At 63.5% G+C, this 16,366-nt stretch carries 16 protein-coding genes and 1 pseudogene; 11 read left to right on the top strand and 6 right to left on the bottom strand.

The genetic code is table 11. The annotated features are described in order from the left end of the window. Positions 1-243: 243 nt before the first annotated feature. From ACLFKU_RS39725 to ACLFKU_RS39705, 5 genes are all read left to right on the top strand, one after another. The gene (locus ACLFKU_RS39725; protein ID WP_410852859.1) at positions 244-2,193 is read left to right on the top strand and encodes a putative bifunctional diguanylate cyclase/phosphodiesterase; all 1,950 of its coding nucleotides are present in this window, start codon (positions 244-246) and stop codon (positions 2,191-2,193) included. A 29-nt stretch (positions 2,194-2,222) separates the two neighbouring features. Then, on the top strand, positions 2,223-2,645 hold the full coding sequence (locus tag ACLFKU_RS39720) for a hypothetical protein (protein ID WP_410852858.1): 423 nt from the start codon (positions 2,223-2,225) through the stop codon (positions 2,643-2,645). A gap of 115 nt (positions 2,646-2,760) precedes the next feature. Next, complete coding sequence (locus ACLFKU_RS39715; protein ID WP_176121057.1) at positions 2,761-2,985, top strand: hypothetical protein; 225 nt, start codon at positions 2,761-2,763, stop codon at positions 2,983-2,985. Between the two features lie 232 nt (positions 2,986-3,217). Then, positions 3,218-4,924 carry a purple acid phosphatase family protein gene (locus tag ACLFKU_RS39710; RefSeq protein WP_410852857.1) on the top strand — a complete coding sequence of 569 codons (1,707 nt, stop codon included), beginning with the start codon at positions 3,218-3,220 and terminating at the stop codon, positions 4,922-4,924. Positions 4,925-5,125: 201 nt separating this feature from the next. Beyond that, on the top strand, positions 5,126-5,566 hold the full coding sequence (locus ACLFKU_RS39705) for a hypothetical protein (protein WP_368583028.1): 441 nt from the start codon (positions 5,126-5,128) through the stop codon (positions 5,564-5,566). A gap of 66 nt (positions 5,567-5,632) precedes the next feature. On the opposite strand, the gene ACLFKU_RS39700 is transcribed toward ACLFKU_RS39705, so the two are convergent. Together ACLFKU_RS39700 and ACLFKU_RS39695 are read right to left on the bottom strand one after the other, a co-directional pair. After that, a complete protein-coding gene (locus ACLFKU_RS39700; RefSeq protein ID WP_410852856.1) occupies positions 5,633-6,784 on the bottom strand; it encodes a peptidyl-alpha-hydroxyglycine alpha-amidating lyase family protein in 1,152 nt (383 codons plus the stop codon). A gap of 105 nt (positions 6,785-6,889) precedes the next feature. Next, positions 6,890-7,795 carry a LysR substrate-binding domain-containing protein gene (locus tag ACLFKU_RS39695; RefSeq protein WP_410852855.1) on the bottom strand — a complete coding sequence of 302 codons (906 nt, stop codon included), beginning with the start codon at positions 7,793-7,795 and terminating at the stop codon, positions 6,890-6,892. Between the two features lie 45 nt (positions 7,796-7,840). Between ACLFKU_RS39695 and ACLFKU_RS39690 the strand changes: the two genes are divergently transcribed. Beyond that, positions 7,841-8,887 carry a nitrilase-related carbon-nitrogen hydrolase gene (locus tag ACLFKU_RS39690; protein ID WP_410852854.1) on the top strand — a complete coding sequence of 349 codons (1,047 nt, stop codon included), beginning with the start codon at positions 7,841-7,843 and terminating at the stop codon, positions 8,885-8,887. Positions 8,888-8,988: 101 nt separating this feature from the next. Then, the gene (locus tag ACLFKU_RS39685) at positions 8,989-9,282 is read left to right on the top strand and encodes a DUF1330 domain-containing protein (protein WP_176106837.1); all 294 of its coding nucleotides are present in this window, start codon (positions 8,989-8,991) and stop codon (positions 9,280-9,282) included. 46 nt (positions 9,283-9,328) lie between these two features. Here ACLFKU_RS39685 and ACLFKU_RS39680 read toward each other — a convergent pair whose 3' ends face one another. From ACLFKU_RS39680 to ACLFKU_RS39670, 3 genes are all read right to left on the bottom strand, one after another. After that, positions 9,329-10,180, bottom strand: a complete 852-nt coding sequence (locus ACLFKU_RS39680; RefSeq protein WP_368583022.1) for a carbohydrate ABC transporter permease — start codon at positions 10,178-10,180, stop codon at positions 9,329-9,331. Further along, positions 10,177-11,067 carry a carbohydrate ABC transporter permease gene (locus ACLFKU_RS39675; RefSeq protein ID WP_176121060.1) on the bottom strand — a complete coding sequence of 297 codons (891 nt, stop codon included), beginning with the start codon at positions 11,065-11,067 and terminating at the stop codon, positions 10,177-10,179. Before ACLFKU_RS39675 ends, ACLFKU_RS39680 begins: the two co-directional genes overlap by 4 nt. A 174-nt stretch (positions 11,068-11,241) precedes the next feature. Further along, on the bottom strand, positions 11,242-12,474 hold the full coding sequence (locus tag ACLFKU_RS39670; protein WP_018435768.1) for an ABC transporter substrate-binding protein: 1,233 nt from the start codon (positions 12,472-12,474) through the stop codon (positions 11,242-11,244). Positions 12,475-12,793: 319 nt separating this feature from the next. Between ACLFKU_RS39670 and ACLFKU_RS39665 the strand changes: the two genes are divergently transcribed. The 3 genes from ACLFKU_RS39665 to ACLFKU_RS39655 all read left to right on the top strand — a co-directional run bounded on the left by ACLFKU_RS39665 (position 12,794) and on the right by ACLFKU_RS39655 (position 15,661). Then, positions 12,794-13,579: an SDR family oxidoreductase gene (locus ACLFKU_RS39665; RefSeq protein WP_368583020.1), complete on the top strand. Its 786-nt coding sequence runs from the start codon at positions 12,794-12,796 to the stop codon at positions 13,577-13,579. Positions 13,580-13,643: 64 nt separating this feature from the next. Beyond that, the gene (locus ACLFKU_RS39660; RefSeq protein WP_410852853.1) at positions 13,644-14,726 is read left to right on the top strand and encodes an ABC transporter ATP-binding protein; all 1,083 of its coding nucleotides are present in this window, start codon (positions 13,644-13,646) and stop codon (positions 14,724-14,726) included. A gap of 71 nt (positions 14,727-14,797) precedes the next feature. Further along, entirely contained in the window at positions 14,798-15,661 is an 864-nt protein-coding gene (locus ACLFKU_RS39655; protein WP_410852852.1) for a MurR/RpiR family transcriptional regulator, read from the top strand. 15 nt (positions 15,662-15,676) lie between these two features. Here ACLFKU_RS39655 and ACLFKU_RS39650 read toward each other — a convergent pair whose 3' ends face one another. Next, positions 15,677-15,877: a hypothetical protein gene (locus ACLFKU_RS39650; RefSeq protein WP_368583016.1), complete on the bottom strand. Its 201-nt coding sequence runs from the start codon at positions 15,875-15,877 to the stop codon at positions 15,677-15,679. A gap of 49 nt (positions 15,878-15,926) precedes the next feature. Here ACLFKU_RS39650 and ACLFKU_RS39645 point away from each other — a divergent pair. Next, a pseudogene (locus ACLFKU_RS39645) lies at positions 15,927-16,244 on the top strand (YbfB/YjiJ family MFS transporter); the annotation flags it as partial. Between the last annotated feature and the right edge of the window lie 122 nt (positions 16,245-16,366).

The following is a 16,366-nucleotide window of genomic DNA, read 5'->3' as shown; positions in this document are numbered from 1 at the left end:
GGGCAAAACGCCCGCGTGCAATGCCCGCAAGGGCCAAAAACCAAAGGATGACGGTCGGCTTCACGACCTGAACACCTCTACATCGCCGACACGTCGCAAATTCAGCTGCTTGTTCAGCGTAGCCCTAATAGTCATTTCACGCCATTGCCCGCATTAATCTGATATTTTATGTTTATGTAATCGTTGCACGAGCCGTCCATTCGCATGCCGATTCGGACCCACTAACCGTCGAATGCGCAGGTCATGGCTTTTACCGAACCAAGGTCTCCATTTTTCAAGTGGCTCGTGTCCTCGGCTCAGAACCTGAGTCCGGACAACCGGCAGATTCTGCTTGCTAATCTGTTTACGCGAACCGCTTCGATCATATTCGCGTCGATTTGCGAAATCAGCGTTTGCGCGACTGCGTATTATCTCTATCCAATACCGCTGTATGCCGCGTGGGGCATTGCGGTCGTCGCATTGCTGATCGCGCGGCTCCTGTTGATCTGGCTATGCCGCACGCGCGCCGCAAAAGGGCTACCCACACCGACTTCCGCGTTTCTTTTCGCGAGTCTGTTGTGGAGCGCGCTATTCGGTTTCGGCACATTTCTGTGCAATATCAGCGGGAGTCCCACGCTTTTTCTGCTTGGAAACGTTTGCGCGGTCGGTGTGATTGGCGGATTGGCCGGACGCAATGCGAGCACACCGCGGCTTGCGTTATTGCAGATCGTTTTTATTCTGAGCTTTCTGAGTATCGGTGCGGCGATGTCGCCGGGCAATGGCAAGCTCGTGTTGCTGTTTCAGGCACCGTTTTGCGCGGCCGGTTTTTTCACGGTTGCGCTGCGCAGCAATCGCGACACCGTCGCGCTGCTGCTCGCGCGCGAATACAGCCATCGCCTCGCGCGCCAGGACAGCCTGACCGGCTTGCCGAATCGCGCGCGCATCAGCGAGTTGCTGCTCGAGCGCACCGGCGAGAGTTCGACCGGGCAGGGCGGAGCGTTTGCGGTACTGCTGATCGACCTCGATGGCTTCAAGGCGATCAACGACAGCCTCGGTCATGCCGCCGGCGACCAGATCCTGCAGGAAACGGCGACGCGATTGCGCGACCTGCTGCCAAGCGGCGACCAGGTTGGCCGCCTCGCGGGCGACGAGTTCGTGGCGATTTCGGACGACACCGGGCAGCTTCGCGACGTGCGCGTGCTGGCCGATCGCATCGTCAGAACGCTGGCGCGGCCGTTCGTGCTGAGCGAAGCGCTCGTGCATATCGGCGCGAGCGTCGGTATCGCGCTGTACCCGGAGCATGCCAAAACGGGTCCGCAATTGCTGATCTGCGCCGACCGCGCGCTGTATGGCGTCAAGCGCAGCGGCAAAAGCGCGTTTGCGATTTTCGATGCCGAGAAGCACGTATCCGACGAAAGCCTGAGCCTGCTGCGCAGCGACCTCGAAGGCGCGCTGAAGTCGTTCGATGGTTTGCGCATGGAGTATCAGCCGATCATCGATCTTCACACCGGCGCGGTGGCGGGCCGCGAGGCGCTGATTCGCTGGGCTCATCCGACGCGCGGCGAGTTGTCGCCGTCGGCGTTCATTCCAACCGCCGAGCGCACCGGCCTGATTCTCCTGTTGGGCGAATGGGTGCTGCTGCAATCGTGCATGGCGGCGTCGACGTGGCGCGACAAGGTGATCGTTGCGGTCAACGTATCGCCGGTGCAGTTGCGCGAGGAATCGTTCGCATCGACGGTGACGGCAATACTTCGGAAAACGCGGCTACCGCCGACGCGGCTCAATCTCGAGGTCACGGAAACGGCACTGCTGAACGACGACGAAGTGACCCGCCGCAATATCACCCGGTTGCGCGCGTTGGGTATCGGGCTGGCGCTCGACGACTTCGGCACCGGCTTTTCGACGATGTCGACGCTGGTGCGCTTCTCGTTCGACAAGCTGAAGATCGACAGCTCGTTCGTGCGCGAGGCCGTGCATGGTCGCGAATCCGCGGCCGTGGTGCGCGGCATCGTCGCGCTCGCGCGCGAGATCGGCATGCCGACCACGGCCGAGGGCATCGAAACCCAGGAACAGCTCAACTTCGTGCGCGTATGCGGTTGCACGCATGCGCAGGGTTATCTGCTGGGCAAGCCGATGAGCAGCGAAGAAATCGAGCAGTGCGAAGCCGTGCTCGATGCGCGTGTCGCCGACAAGGCCGCGCCCGCGGACTTTTGATAACCGTTACCGATGCGATCGAGGTCGTAATGTCATCTCCCTTGCAGTTCCAATTGCGGATCACTGCGTCGGCGGCGCTCGCCGACTCGCTGCGCGCGGACCCTTCGTGCGCAGCGCATCCCGCACTTCGTGCCCTTTTGCAAACGCATCAAGCAACGCTCAAATGCCAGTTCGATGCATTCGCCGACTACGTGAGCGAAGCGGAAAGAATGGGCGCTGAAAACTACCCGCTTTATCAATGGACGCGGCAGACCATCGAGAACCCGGAGAAGAAAGCGAAATACCTGCAGTCGTTCACGCTCTATGTGAATGGCGACGAAGTGTATGACAAGGATGTCGCCGATGCGCTCGAAGTCGGCTTGTCGAAATTGATCGACGCGAACGGCATTGTTCGTGTGTCGAGGTTCGACACAAATCCCGCCAACAATCCACAGCCGACCGCGCGCATGTGAGGCGGCCGTTTAAATTTCACTCTGAAAGCTTCACGGTCAAGCGACTTAACATTTGACGACACGCCACGAAGTTCGTGAGACGATGCCATTTCACTTATTTTTGTGGGAGTGCGACATGGGACTTCTGGACGAAGTGGGCAAGATCGCCGGTGCGGTCGCCGCCGTTGAAGCCGCGGAGAAAGTCGATCCGCAAGCGGGTCTGCTGACCAAAGGCATCGCCGCTATCGCTGGATTCGAAGGCGCCGGCAAGCTCGAAGAGCTGGTGGAAAAGAAAGAAGAGGAGAAGCAGGACGACGCCGACAACGCTCAAGCCGCGGACGATACGAGTTCGCAAACCTGAGCGGCGCTCAGGCGGATTGCCGGTTGCATGCGCGTGATCGAATTGCGCGCTGCACCGGCAATTCGTTTTTATGAGCGGTTCAATCTCAATCCCTAGCTCCCGCTGTTCTCCCGATGTTTTCATCGGGCTGTCATCGCCGTCCGGCTACGATCGTCCGTCACTTCACTTCCGCGCTCGCCCCGCGGGGCGTTGTTTTGCGCTGGCATTCTTCCACCTGAACAACCATCCGGACATGTCGAACAGAAAAATCGTCAAGACAACGCCTGCCGACGAGCACGGCGCATCGATCGTCTCGCGTCGCGGCTTTCTGAAGTTCGCCGGCGTATCGAGTCTCGCGACGGCGGCGGGCGCGCTCGCATCGACCGCGCGCGGCGCGAATAGCGGCACACCCGATGGCACGCCCGAGCAGATCCATCTGACCTGGGGTAGCGACCCGACGAGCGAAGTTACCGTATCGTGGTCGTCGCTCGCGCCCGCGGTCAATCCGCAGGTGCGCATCAGCGGCACCAATCACGGCGATCGCGCGAAACATACGGTGCACGCGGTGCAAAGCACTTACACCGACGGCATCAACGGCGAGGTCGTGTTCAACTATCACGCGCGCGTGCGCGAGCTGAAGGCCGACACGACCTATCAATACGAAGTGACGGCCGATAACGACAGCAACGCATCGCAACCCTTCGCCGCGAGTTTTCGCACCGCGCCGCGCGGCCGCGCGCCGTTTCGCTTCACGAGCTACGGCGATCTCGCGACGCCGAATACGAACTGGGTGCTGTCGTCGCCGCAAAGCCGCTTCGCGGTGGCAGCCGTCGAGCGCTTCGAGCCGCTGTTCCATCTGCTGAACGGCGACCTCTGCTATGCGAATCTGAACCCGATGCAGCAACCCGAGGTGTGGCGCGACTTCGGCAACAACGCGCAGACGTCGGCGTCGAACCGGCCGTGGATGCCGTGCCCAGGCAATCACGAGCTCGAATTCAACAACGGTGAGCAAGGGCTTGCATCGTATCTGTCGCGCTACATGCTGCCGGACAATCACACGCGTTTTCCGGGCCGCTGGTACAGCTTCCGGGTCGGCTCGGTGCTGTTCATTTCGCTCGATGCGGACGACGTCGTCTATCAGGATGCCGCCGCTTTCGTCGCCGGGCCCGCGCCGTTGACGCCGGTCGCGAGTACCGGCAATCCGCCGATTCCGGCGGGCACGTCGCTGTACGTGCGCGGCTATAGCAATGGCGAGCAGACGCGCTGGCTCGAGAAAGTGTTGCAGCATGCGTCGCACGATAACGACGTGGACTGGATCGTCGTGCAGATGCATCAGGACGCGCTCAGTTCGTCGAAGACCGGCAACGGTTCCGACAAAGGCATTCGCGAAGCGTGGCTGCCGCTGTTCGATCGCTATGGCGTGGACCTCGTGCTGTGCGGTCACGATCACGACTACGAGCGCAGCTATCCGGTGCGCGGTTGCAATCACAACAGGGGCACCGACATCGCGACGGGGCGCCCGGTCGATACGTTGCAGCCCAAGCCGATCATGTCGGCGGTATCGGCGGGTGCGTCGACGTTCGATACCAGTCACGGCACGATCCACCTGATTCTCGGCGGCGGCGGCACGAGCGCGCCGCTCGACGTGTATGGCGTCGATGCCGGCACGGGCCTGCCGCAGGCGCGCATCTTCACGAAGCCGAATCGCCCGGTGCCGGGGACGACCGCGGGCACGTTCGTGCGCGCGAGCGCCGACGCGGTGGAAGACGCGATCTGGTCCGCGCAACGCGACACCGCCACCGGCTACGGCATCGCGGTGTTCGACTATGATCCCGGCCAGCCCGGCGGCCACACGACGATTACGATGAACTACTACCATGCGCCGGGCGCGGATCAGGCGCCGACACCGGAATATGCGCTGTTCGAGACGATCGAATTGAAAAAGAAGCGGCGCGGGTAGAAGAGATCAGATTCAGACCGCTAACCGGCATTCACTCCAGGGCCGCTCACCACGAGCGGCCCTTGTTTTTCGCGGTCACCGCAAAAAACAATACCCCATTCATTTTGTTACACGTCTTACCGCGATGGACTGTCGCAGTTACAAAGGCCTTTCGAAAGCCCCGCTATACTCGGCGCCGTCTCACTAAAACAAAGACCCGATATGTCCAAGAAGATCATCCAGATGGTTGCCGTGGCCGCATTGAGCGCCGCGGCGTCGTTGCCGGCCCTCGCCGGTGATATGAACAACATGCTCGGCGGCGCGCTCGGTGGCGTGGCCGGCGCGGCAGTCGGCGGCGCGGTGGGCGGCAGCACCGGCGCGGTGATCGGTGGCGCGGTGGGCGGTGGTGCGGGCGGCGCGGTCACGTCGAATCGTCGCGAACGTACCGGCGCGATCATCGGCGGCGCGCTCGGTGGCGGCGCGGGCACCGCAGCCGGCAACGCGATGGGCGGCCGCACTGGCGGCCTCGTCGGCGCGGCGCTGGGCGGTGGCGCGGGTTCGGCGCTCGGCGGCAACATCTCCCGCTCGAACTCGTACGCCGACGACTACTCGCGCGGCTACTATTCGGGCAAGCGCCATCACAAGCATCGCCATTACGACTGAGATGGCTTGACATCGACGGGACCGGTCCGCGTGCGCATCAAAAGCGGACGCGCCGGCCCTCGTCCATCACGCATGCAAGACCAGTTTCTGAACACGCCAGTTCAGCAACTCGGCAACGAATAAGACGTTTTCCGAAGGGCACGCCATCTCGTGAATCCAGCCGAACTGTTTCGGCTGTTTGCCCGCTTTGCCGAGTACGCCGAGCACTTTGCCATCGAGCGTCATCTTGTAGATGCGGCCCGGAAACGCGTCGGCGCTATAGAGCACCTGATTCGGTCCCGGCGAAATACAGATCGCCCAAGGCGAGCCCGGCGCGAACGTGCCCGCGGCGAGCTCCGCTTCGCTCGGCATGTTGCCGATCGCGGGGCGCGCGTCCGGCGGCACCGGCACGTCGATCGTGAACTGGCGCAGGAACGTGCCCTCGGTATCGAACACCTGGATGCGCCGGTTGCTGCGATCGGCCACGTACACGTGGTCGTGCGCATCGACTGCGATGCTATGGGGTGTATGGAACTGCCCTGGTCCGGCGCCGCGATCACCCCATGACTTCAGCCAGTTGCCGTCGCGATCGATCTTCGCGACGCGCGAGTTGATGTACCCGTCGCTGATATACGTGTTGCCTGCCTTGTCCCACGCGACGTCGGTCACCTGGCGAAAGCGTCCGGGTTCGGACGGCAGCGGCGGGTTGGGATGCTTGAGCGGCGCGGTCTCTTCGTCCGATGCTTCCTGCTTGCGGCCGAACACCATCGCGCCCCGTCCTTCCGGCGTGAACTTGATCACCATGTCCGAGCCCTTGTCGGTGACCCAGATGTTGTCATGCCGGTCTACCTTCACCGTGTGCGCGAACGACCACGCATACAGGTTGTGACCGATCTCGCGCACGAAGCGTCCATCGGGCGCGAACTCGAGCAATTGCGCGGCGGCCGCGCCATACGCGGGGCCGGTGGTGTTGCCGCGCGACAGCACGAAGATATGACCATGCGAATTGAGCGCGACGCCCGAGCATTCGCCGAAATACGTGTCGTTCGGCAAACGTACGGGATTGGCAATCGAGTCATAAGCAATCGTGGGCACGTCGGGTGCGTCCGCGGCGAACGCGGACGGCATCGCGAGTCCGGCGGCGCTGCCCGCAAGCAGGCTCATGAAAGTCCGACGGCTCATCGCCCGGTGGTCGGGACTGCCGCAGCACGCGCAAAACGACTCGTATCGCTCGCTCATTCTTTGTCTCCTTTGATCCATCGCTTGAAGTGTGCAAAGGCAAGCCTAGTGCACAAAACGCTTAATAGCTAAGTCGTTTTGCGATGCTGGAAGAGACAATTCCCGTTATGCGCGTCCCATGCTCTTTGCGGCGCGTCCCGTCGATTTCGCCGCGCCACGCACGAACTCGACGAAACGCGCGGTCACCGGATCGTCGCGCGTAGGCTCCCATGCGAGTCCGACGCGCCAGCGCGCCGCCACATCGCGTAGCGGTATGACGGTCGCATCGCGCAGCAGGGATTGCACCCGCGACGGCACGAACGCCGCGCCGACGCCAGCGGCGACGGTCGCGAGCACCGTCTGGATGTCGTCGGCTTGCTGGATCACGCGCGGCACGAAACCATGCGCGCCACACCACCGATCGATCTGCGCAGCCAGACCCGGCCCGCGCCCACGCGCGAGCGCAATGAATCCCGGCTCGTTCAACCGGTCCAGATTGGCAGGCAAGCGCTTGACGCTGGCGTTTTGCGGCAACGCGAGCGCCAGTCGTTCATCGAGCACGGCGAACGATGCCAGTCCGCCCTCGGCGGGCAAGCGTAGAAAGCCGACGTCGAGTTTGCCGGCCAGCAGCCGCCTGCTTTGCTCCGCCGACGACAGATCGTTGAGCGTGACGAAAACATTCGGATTGAGCCGCCGGAATTCGGCGATCAGCGGGGGCGCAAAGTCGAGGGTGGAGAGCCCGAGCCCGATGCGCAATGCGCTGCGTTTGCCGCTACCCGCCTCGCGTGCGCGCGCGAGAACCTCATCGGCATCCCGGATCAGCGCGATGGCATCGGCCAGAAACGCTTCGCCGAACGCGGTGAGTTCAGCGCCATGCCGGCCGCGCACGAACAGGCGCGCGCCGAGGCTCGATTCGAGCGCAACGATCTGCTTGCTCAGCGCGGGCTGGCTCACGCACAGATGGTCCGCAGCGCGACCGAAATGGCCTTGTTCGGCCACCGTCACGAAAGCGCGCAATAACTTCAGTTCCATTCTCTTCGCCTATCGAACGGATCGAAATATTCATTTTACTTATCGATGCACGGCGGGTCCAATGAGGCTATCCGAATTGCCGTTTGTGAGGTCTTTGACGTGTCTGCTTCGATGCTGCGTGTTGCCGCCGTTCCGTTGGAGTTGTCGTGCCGAGGGATCTCGCCACAGGTCACTCGCGTTTCGCTTGTCGCAGAGCGGCTTGCGCGTGCCGAGCGCGAAGGGGTCGGGCTGGCGGTGTTTCCAGAAGCGTGTCTGGTCGAGTGCCCGAGTCTGGCGAAGCTGCGTCGGCGTGAGGTCGAAGCGCTGGCCGAGCCGCTCGATGGACCGTCGGTCAGCGCGGTCGCCGAGGCGGTCGAAGCGACGGGCGTCGCCGCCGGTGTCGGCCTGTTCGAGCGCGCGCCGGACGGGCGTATTTTCAACAGCTACGTGATTTGCCTGCCCGGCGGCATCCATCATTGTCATCGCAAGCTGCATGCGTTCGAGCATCGGCGCGTCGAATGCGGTGACCGCTTCACCGTCTTCGACACGGCCTGGGGCGTGCGCATCGGCGTGCTGATCGGCGCCGACAACTATCTGATCGAAAACGTGCGCATGAACGCGCTGATGGGCGCAACGCTGCTGGTCGCGCCGCACCGGCGCTATCTGAGCGCGAGTCAATGCGACGAGCGCGATTCGATTGGCGCGCTGCGCCGCTGGATGCCAGCGCGCGCGGCCGATAACGGCATGTTCGTCGCGTTCAGCGGAGCGACCGAGGGCGGCTGCGAGAAAGGCAACGAGAAAGGCAACGAGAACATCGACGAAACGGACGCCGCGTTGATCGTCGACCCTTGCGGCCGCGTTCTCGCCGACAGCGTCGGCGATGAAAGCGCATTCGTGTCCGCCGAACTCGACACGGCGTTGATCGGTGAGAGCGCCGGCCGCCGATGGCTCGAAAGCCGCCGCCCGGAACTTTACGGTCCGCTGGCGCGGGCGGCTGGCGCAGCGCGGGCCATGCCACCGCATACCGCAGTCGCGGCGCGCGGCGGCGCGGTACCGCTCAGCGTCGCCGTGGTGGGTCGCGACCGGCTGACAGTCAGATGGAATGTGCGGTGACGGCAGGGCATCGCGAGCCAGCCCGCTTTGCTACCATGCAGCACAGCGACCGATATGGTCCGCTTTCGTCCCGCGTTGTTCCATCACACAAGGAGATTCGAATGAGCAAAGGTTATTGGGTGACGTCATACCGCAAGACAAACGATCCGCAGAAACTGGCCGCGTACGCGCAACTCGCCCCCGCCGCGGTGGCGGCGGCGGGCGGGAAGTTCATCGTGCGAGGTGTGGCGGACGAGGCGCGCGAGCAGGGCCTGAAGGAACGCACGGTCGTGATCGAATTCCCGACCTATGAAGCGGCCGTCGCCGCTTACGAAAGCGATGAGTACAAGAAGGCGCTAGCCGCATTGGGCGATGGCGTCGAGCGCGATCTGCGCATCGTGCGCGGCGCCGACTGACGCGCAAGCCGATGTCCACACTGCGCGGCATGCGCCGCGCAGCCGCTTACTTCACCGCGCCGAGCGCGAGCCCCTTCACCATATAACGCTGCAACCACGCAAACACGATCGAAACCGGCAGCGTCGCGCCCAAGGTCGCGGCCATCACCAGATGCCATTCGACCACGTACTTGCCCGCCACCATATCGGTCACCTGCACGGTCAGCGTTTTGTTTTCCGGCGAGCGGATCAACGTATAGACGACCGCGAACTCGTTCCACGCATTGATGAACGTGAAGATCGCGGTGACGACGATCGCCGGCACCGCGAGCGGCAGAAATACCTTGAACACCGCGCGCGTACGGCTGCAGCCTTCGAGCCACGCGGATTCCTCGAGATCCTGCGGCACGGTCTGAAAGTACGACGACAGCATCCACACCGCGAACGCGATATTGAACGCCGCGTACGACACGATCACGCCGATCCTCGAATCGACCAGGTTGCCGTCGCCCCACGGAATCATCGCCGCGAGCCGGAACAGGCCGACCACCAGCAGGATCGGCGACAGCATCTGCGTGACGAGCAGGAACTGCCTGTACAGACCGCGTCCGCGAAACGGAAAGCGCGCGAGCGCGTAAGCCGCGGGCAGGCTCACCGCGAGTGCGAGCGCGGTGGACAGGCAACTGATGATCGCGCTGTTGCGCAGCGCGACGCCGAAGTTGGCCGCCTCCCACATGTCGACGAAATTGCGCCACTGCCACTGCACCGGCAGCCAGCGCGCCGGATAGACGAAGATCTCCGACGCGGGTTTGACCGAGGTGAAGAACATCACCGCGAACGGAAACAGTATGACGATCACGAGCGGCGTCAGCGCGATCCAGCACCACAGCGAGCGTTTGGTCTTCGCGCTCAGACTCATGACGGCACTCCTTCTTTCGTGCGTTGCAGACGCAGATAAGCGATCGAGAACGCGAACAGCATCACGAGCATGATCAGCGAAACGGCGGCCGCTTCGCCGGGGCGTCCGAGCCGGAAGCCGAGTTCGTACAGATAGGTGACGAGGATGTGCGTGCTGTTGTCGGGCCCGCCTTGCGTCATCACCCAGATGATCGGAAACGAGTTGAACACGTAGATCACGTTCAGCAGGATCGCCATGTTGATGAACGGGCGCAGCAGCGGCATCGTCAATTGACGGAACTGCTGCCACGCGCTCGCGCCGTCGATCCGCGCAGCTTCGTAGATATCGCTCGGCACCGAAGACAGGCCGCCAAGAAAAATCGTCACCGTGAACGGAATCGACACCAGAATGCCGACCGCGATTTCGACGGGGAATGCGAACTCGGGCGTCGCGAGCCAGTGAATCGGGCCACTGATCAGGCCGAGCCGCTGCAGCGTCACGTTGACCATGCCGTAGTCGTCGTTGAAGGCCCAGCGCCAGACGACGGCGGTCATCGTCAGCGACACGGACCACGGCAGCATCACGATCGTGCGCGCGACACCGCGGCCGTGAAAGTCCTGATTCAGAATCAGCGCAACAGGTACCGAGATCAGCACCGTGCCGCCCACCACGCACACGGTCCAGATGATCGTGCGGCGTACCGAAGCGACAAACACCGGGTCCTGGAATACGTTGATGAAATTCTGCGCGCCGGTGAAGTCGCGAATCGCGCCGAAGCGCGACACCTCATGCAGCGATTGCCACACGATGTTGAAAATCGGATAGCTGATGATGAACAGCGCGAGCACGAGGCTCGGCGCAATCAGCAACCAGGGCGCGTGCGCGCGCGGAGAAACGGAGCGGCTCATGCGTGCTCGATCGTGAGACGCGCCCGCTTTCTGGCGGCGGGCGCGACGGAATGGGCCGGTGGGTGCATCGTGCTGCATAGGCTCGAATGTTGGGGTGGCGTGGCGCAACGCGCGGCGCTTTAGCTACGGCGCCGCGCGTCCCCTGTTCGTTTCGTTACTGCCGCAAGCCGCGCATCAATGACCGAGCGACTTGTTCGCCTGCGCAGCCGCCGCATTCAACGCGTCAGCCGGTTGCGCCTTGTTCAGATATATCGCTTGCATCGAGTCGGTCACGGCCTTCGCGGTGTCTTCCCAGCCGGTCACGGTCGGCGCGAAGTGAGCCGTGGGCAGCAACGCGATGAACGCCTTGATGTCCGGATCGTTGAACGCCGGGTCCGCCGCTTCGGCCTTGGTCGTGGGCAGGAAGCCTTCGGTCGTCGTGAACTCGACGCGCGGCTCCTTCGTGAACAGATAGTCGAGGAACTTCCACGCGGTCTTCTTCGCCTTCGAGTTCTTGAACATCACGATCGAGTCGGTCACCGCGTAGGTGGCGTGCGTCGTGCCCATCGGCACCGGATCGATGCCGTACTTCAGGTTCGGCGCTTCCTTCTTGATCTGCTTCGCGAGGAACGGCGCGGAGATCACCATCGCGACGCGGCCCTGCTTGAACAGGTTCTGCACGTCTTCGCGGCTATAGCCGGTGACGCCCGGTTGCGTGAGACCCTGGTCGATCATCTGCTTGTACATCGTCGCGGCCTTCACGCCCGCCGGCGAATTGAACGCGGCCTTGCCGTCCTTGCCGACCACGTCGCCGCCCATCGTCCACAGCGCGTAGTAATAGTAGACGTCGGTTTCGATTTCCTTGCCTTGCAGACCGAAGCCGGCGATGCCTTGCGCCTTCAGCTTCTTCGATGCATCGATCACGTCGTTCCAGGTCTTCGGGCCGTCGGGATAGCCGACCTTCGCGAGCATGTCCTTGTTGTAGTACAGCGCGCGTGCGGACGCGGCGATCGGTAGCCCGTAGGTCTTGCCGTTGATCTGGCCGGGCGCCAGGAACGGACCGATGAAGCGGGCCTTGAAGTTCGCGTCCATGTAGCCGTCCAGCGGTTCGGCGACGTCGTCCTTCACGAAGTCGAGCAGCCACCGCGTGCCGACGATCGCGAGGTCCGCGTTGGCGCCCCCGGAGATGTCCGTTTGCAGCTTCTGTTGCAGCGTATCCCAGTTCACGTCTTCGATCTTGATGGTCGTGCCGGGGTTGGCCTTCTCGAAGTTGCGGGCCATTTTCTCGAAGTACGGCGCGGTCGCGTCGCTGTAGTGAGCGACCGTCACGCGGACCGTTTCGGCGTGAGCCGACACGGCGATACCTGCAAACGCGAGCGCCACGGCGACTTTGCCTAGCGCGAGGGAAGCACGGGCATGCAACGACATTTTTCTCTCTCCTGTGGGTGGTTTGCTGCCGTCGCCGGCCGCCTTGGGTACATTGTTTGAAAAAATCCTACATGACGCAAAATTGCTTGTCACGTAGGGTCTGCGATATTTTTTCCTCGCTGATTTTGTGCATAAGATGCTGGAAAGCATGGGGTGTTCTGCAGTGCGCGATGGTACGAAAACCCACTCTTCGGGATGACCGACAGTTGTCGCAAAACGCGTTTTGTAAGAAATTTACAGCGGTGTGCGCGGCGCGAGCCGGGTGGCGGAGGGCGACGGCAAGACGGCCGAATCGGCCGGACGAACGAGCGAGGAATACATGGATCGTGTCGTATTGGTAACGGGCGCATGCGGCGGTATCGGCAGCGTGTTATGCGAGCGCTTCGTCGAGGCGGGCGATACCGTGCTCGCGCTCGACATCGACGTGGCCGCGCTGCAAGCGCTGAGCGCGCGTCTCGGCGCACAACAGGGCGCAGACAAAATCGTGCCGGTCGCGGTCGATCTCGGCGACGCCGCGGCGGTGCAGCAAGCGGTGGCAGCGGCGGTCGCGCAGCGCGGACCGGTCGACGTGCTGGTCGCGAACGCGGGCGCCGCGCTCGGCGCGTCGCTCGCGACCACCGACGCCGCGAGCTGGCACCGCGACATCCATCTGAATCTGAACGGCACGTATCACACGGTCGAGGCGGTGCGCGCGTCGATGATCGAACGGCAGCGCGGCGCGCTCGTGCTGATCGGCTCCGTGAACGGTCTTGCGGCGCTCGGTCATCCGGCATATAGCGCTGCGAAGGCCGGCCTCATCAGCTATACGAAGTCGCTCGCGATCGAGCTGGGCCGCTATGGCATTCGCGCGAACATCGTGTGTCCGGGCACCGTGAAGACGCAGGCGTGGCAGGCCCGCGTCGACAAGAATCCGCAGGTGTTCGAGGAACTGAAGAAGTGGTACCCGCTGCGCGACTTCGCGACGCCCGACGACATCGCCGACGCGGTGCTGTTTCTCGCGTCGCAGCAAGCGCGCGTGATCACCGGTGTCGCGTTGCCGGTCGACGGCGGCTTGATGGCGGGCAACCGGCTAATGGCGCAGGAGCTGACGCTCGAGTCGTTCTGAGCTGCGCACGGCGCGCGCATTACGACACCCGCAATACAACACGCAGCAAGACGATGAGGACAGCATGGCAGCAGTGCAACTGAGCGGCATCTTCAAACGCTATGGCGACACCCAGGTCGTGCACGGCATCGATCTCGACATCGACGACGGCGAGTTCGTCGTGCTGGTCGGTCCGTCGGGCTGCGGCAAGAGCACGCTGATGCGGATGGTGGCGGGGCTCGAGGAAATCAGCGGCGGCGATCTGATGATCGGCGGCACGCGCGCGAATACGCTCGCGCCGCAGCAGCGCAATATCTCGATGGTGTTCCAGAGCTACGCGCTGTATCCGCATCTGTCGGTGTATGAAAACATCGCGTTCGGTCCGAGAATCCGCAAAGAGTCGTCGGAGAAATTCAAGCCGCGTATCGATGCGGCCGCGAAGATGCTGAACCTCAGCGGCTATCTGGACCGTTTGCCGCGCGCGCTGTCGGGCGGTCAGCGGCAACGCGTCGCGATGGGCCGCGCGGTGGTGCGCGAGCCGTCGCTGTTCCTGTTCGACGAGCCGCTGTCGAATCTCGACGCAAAGCTGCGCGTGCAGATGCGCACTGAGATCAAGGCGCTGCATCAGCGCTTGAAGAACACGGTGATCTACGTCACGCACGATCAGATCGAAGCGATGACGATGGCCGATCGCATTGTCGTGATGAACGCGGGACGGATCGAGCAGATCGGCCGTCCGCTCGAACTCTATGACCGGCCGGCGAATCTGTTCGTCGCGAGCTTTCTCGGCTCGCCGTCGATGAATTTCGTCGAGGGCGTGATCGTCACTCGCACCCATGGTGAAGGTCTCGCGTTGAAGCTCGCGGACGGCAGCGAGGTCGCGCTCGAACGCACGCCTGCGTCGGCCGTGGTCGGCGCGAAGGTCACGCTCGGCGTGCGGCCCGAGCACATCGAGATCACGACGCTGATACCAGATGCCGCGCTCGACGTCGAAGTGATCGAGCCAACTGGCGCCGAGACGCACTTGTACGGGAAAATAGGCGGCTCCGCGTGGTGCGTGACGACGCGCGAACGCTCGAAGATCGAGCCCGGTCAGCGCGTTGCGCTGCGTCTGCCGGCCGAACACATTCATCTGTTCGATACGGAGAGTGGACGCAGGCTGGTTTGACCAGGCCGATTGAAGCCGTAGAAGCTGCGAGCGACGCGGATCCATATGAAACAGCCCCTAAGGAACACCGGGTGTCCGCACCGAACTTGATTCCCCATATCCGCAATGCACTCGCGAGTCTGCGGCCCGCCGAGCGCAAGGTCGCCGACATGGTGCTCGCCGACGTCGACTTCGCGATGCGCGCGAGCATCACCGATCTCGCGCAGCGCGCCGACGTGTCCGAGCCTTCCGTCACGCGTTTTTGCCGCGCGATCGGTGCGCACGGTCTGCGCGACTTCAAGATGCAGCTCGCGCAGAGCGTGGCGGGTGGCTTGCCGTATGCGTCGACCGCGGTCGCCCGCGACGACGACGTGCAGACCTTGATGGACAAGGTCGGGGAAGCGGCGATCGACGGCATCACGCATGCGCGCGGCGCGCTCGATCCTGCGGTGGTCGAAAGCGCGATCGCGGCGCTTGTGAGCGCCCGGCGCGTGTTTTTCTTCGGGGTGGGTTCAGGTTCGGGGCTCGTCGCGCAGGATGCGGCGCTGCGGTTCTTGCGCATCGACATCGCGGCGGCCGCGTTCACCGATGGTCATTTGCAGCGTCTTTACGCGGGCCTGATGGAGCCGGGCGACGTCGCGTTTGCGATCTCGCATTCGGGGCGCAGCGTCGAAGTCAACGAAAGCATCCAGATCGCGAAGGAACGCGGCGCGACGACGATCGCGCTGACCAACGTCGGCTCGCGGCTCGCATGGCTCGCCGATATTCCGCTGCTGCTGCGCGTGGCGAGTCCGATCGATCCGAATACGCCGGGCGTATCGCGGCTCGTGCATCTGTGCATCATGGATGCGCTCGCGATCGGCGTCGCGCTGAAGGCCGGGCCCGAGACGCTGGAAAAGATGCGTAACGCGAAAGCGCGGCTCGTGCCGCATGAGCCGGAAGGGGCGGGCGGTTAGAGCGCGCTCGAAGCGCTAGCGCGCCGTCCTCTTCGGCCGGCCGATCATCGATACCTTGTCCACCGGCTGCGCGACCGTTGCCGCCGCGCGAACCTTGCCGCCCATCGGCAGATCGATCAATTGCCACTTGCCGTGCCTCGCGAGTTCGAGCGAGAAGCTCGCTGCGAAACGTCTCTCCCAGCTATCATGGCAATCTGCCGCATGCGTCCAACTCATCGTCCAATCAGAACCGGCTCGAAGCGTTCTCGTTCAGGTCCGTCCGCCCATGTCCTCCCATTCCGCCGACACCGCACCGCACGCTCCAACCACGACCACCGCCCAACGTCCGCCGACACTGCTGCTGGCCGCCGCGCTGTCGCTCGGCAGCGCAACAGCGCTCGGTTTCGCGCGCTTCGCCTACGCGTTGCTGTTGCCGTCGATGAAGCTCGACCTCGGCTGGAGCTTCGCGCAGGCCGGTGCGATGAACACCGCGAACGCGCTAGGCTATCTGCTCGGCGCGCTGGTGTTCCCGCGCCTCGCGCGCCGCTGGTCGGCGGGCGCGCTGTTCGCGGGCGGTTGCGTGCTGACCGCGCTGTTGATGGCCGAGGCCGTGTAAAAACGTCTGGGCCGGCAGGCCGGAAGAGCACCTGTGAGACCGCGTCTGCGCAGTTCCGGTTTGCCAGCGACTGACCGGATCGCGTTATGCGAGCAATCATGGTCAGGCGT

This window comes from Paraburkholderia sp. EG304 (assembly GCF_046543485.1).
GTDB classification, from domain to species: domain Bacteria; phylum Pseudomonadota; class Gammaproteobacteria; order Burkholderiales; family Burkholderiaceae; genus Paraburkholderia; species Paraburkholderia youngii.
The sequence above is the reverse complement of the archived record's forward strand: the minus strand, read 5'-3'. Positions and strand labels throughout refer to the sequence as shown.

Coding starts and splice junctions, on each gene's coding strand:
- ACLFKU_RS39725 (WP_410852859.1), top strand. CDS start 244: ATGGCTTTTACCGAACCAAGGTCTCCATTTTTCAAGTGGCTCGTGTCC.
- ACLFKU_RS39720 (WP_410852858.1), top strand. CDS start 2,223: ATGTCATCTCCCTTGCAGTTCCAATTGCGGATCACTGCGTCGGCGGCG.
- ACLFKU_RS39715 (WP_176121057.1), top strand. CDS start 2,761: ATGGGACTTCTGGACGAAGTGGGCAAGATCGCCGGTGCGGTCGCCGCC.
- ACLFKU_RS39710 (WP_410852857.1), top strand. CDS start 3,218: ATGTCGAACAGAAAAATCGTCAAGACAACGCCTGCCGACGAGCACGGC.
- ACLFKU_RS39705 (WP_368583028.1), top strand. CDS start 5,126: ATGTCCAAGAAGATCATCCAGATGGTTGCCGTGGCCGCATTGAGCGCC.
- ACLFKU_RS39700 (WP_410852856.1), bottom strand. CDS start 6,784: ATGAGCGAGCGATACGAGTCGTTTTGCGCGTGCTGCGGCAGTCCCGAC.
- ACLFKU_RS39695 (WP_410852855.1), bottom strand. CDS start 7,795: ATGGAACTGAAGTTATTGCGCGCTTTCGTGACGGTGGCCGAACAAGGC.
- ACLFKU_RS39690 (WP_410852854.1), top strand. CDS start 7,841: ATGCACGGCGGGTCCAATGAGGCTATCCGAATTGCCGTTTGTGAGGTC.
- ACLFKU_RS39685 (WP_176106837.1), top strand. CDS start 8,989: ATGAGCAAAGGTTATTGGGTGACGTCATACCGCAAGACAAACGATCCG.
- ACLFKU_RS39680 (WP_368583022.1), bottom strand. CDS start 10,180: ATGAGTCTGAGCGCGAAGACCAAACGCTCGCTGTGGTGCTGGATCGCG.
- ACLFKU_RS39675 (WP_176121060.1), bottom strand. CDS start 11,067: ATGAGCCGCTCCGTTTCTCCGCGCGCGCACGCGCCCTGGTTGCTGATT.
- ACLFKU_RS39670 (WP_018435768.1), bottom strand. CDS start 12,474: ATGTCGTTGCATGCCCGTGCTTCCCTCGCGCTAGGCAAAGTCGCCGTG.
- ACLFKU_RS39665 (WP_368583020.1), top strand. CDS start 12,794: ATGGATCGTGTCGTATTGGTAACGGGCGCATGCGGCGGTATCGGCAGC.
- ACLFKU_RS39660 (WP_410852853.1), top strand. CDS start 13,644: ATGGCAGCAGTGCAACTGAGCGGCATCTTCAAACGCTATGGCGACACC.
- ACLFKU_RS39650 (WP_368583016.1), bottom strand. CDS start 15,877: ATGAGTTGGACGCATGCGGCAGATTGCCATGATAGCTGGGAGAGACGT.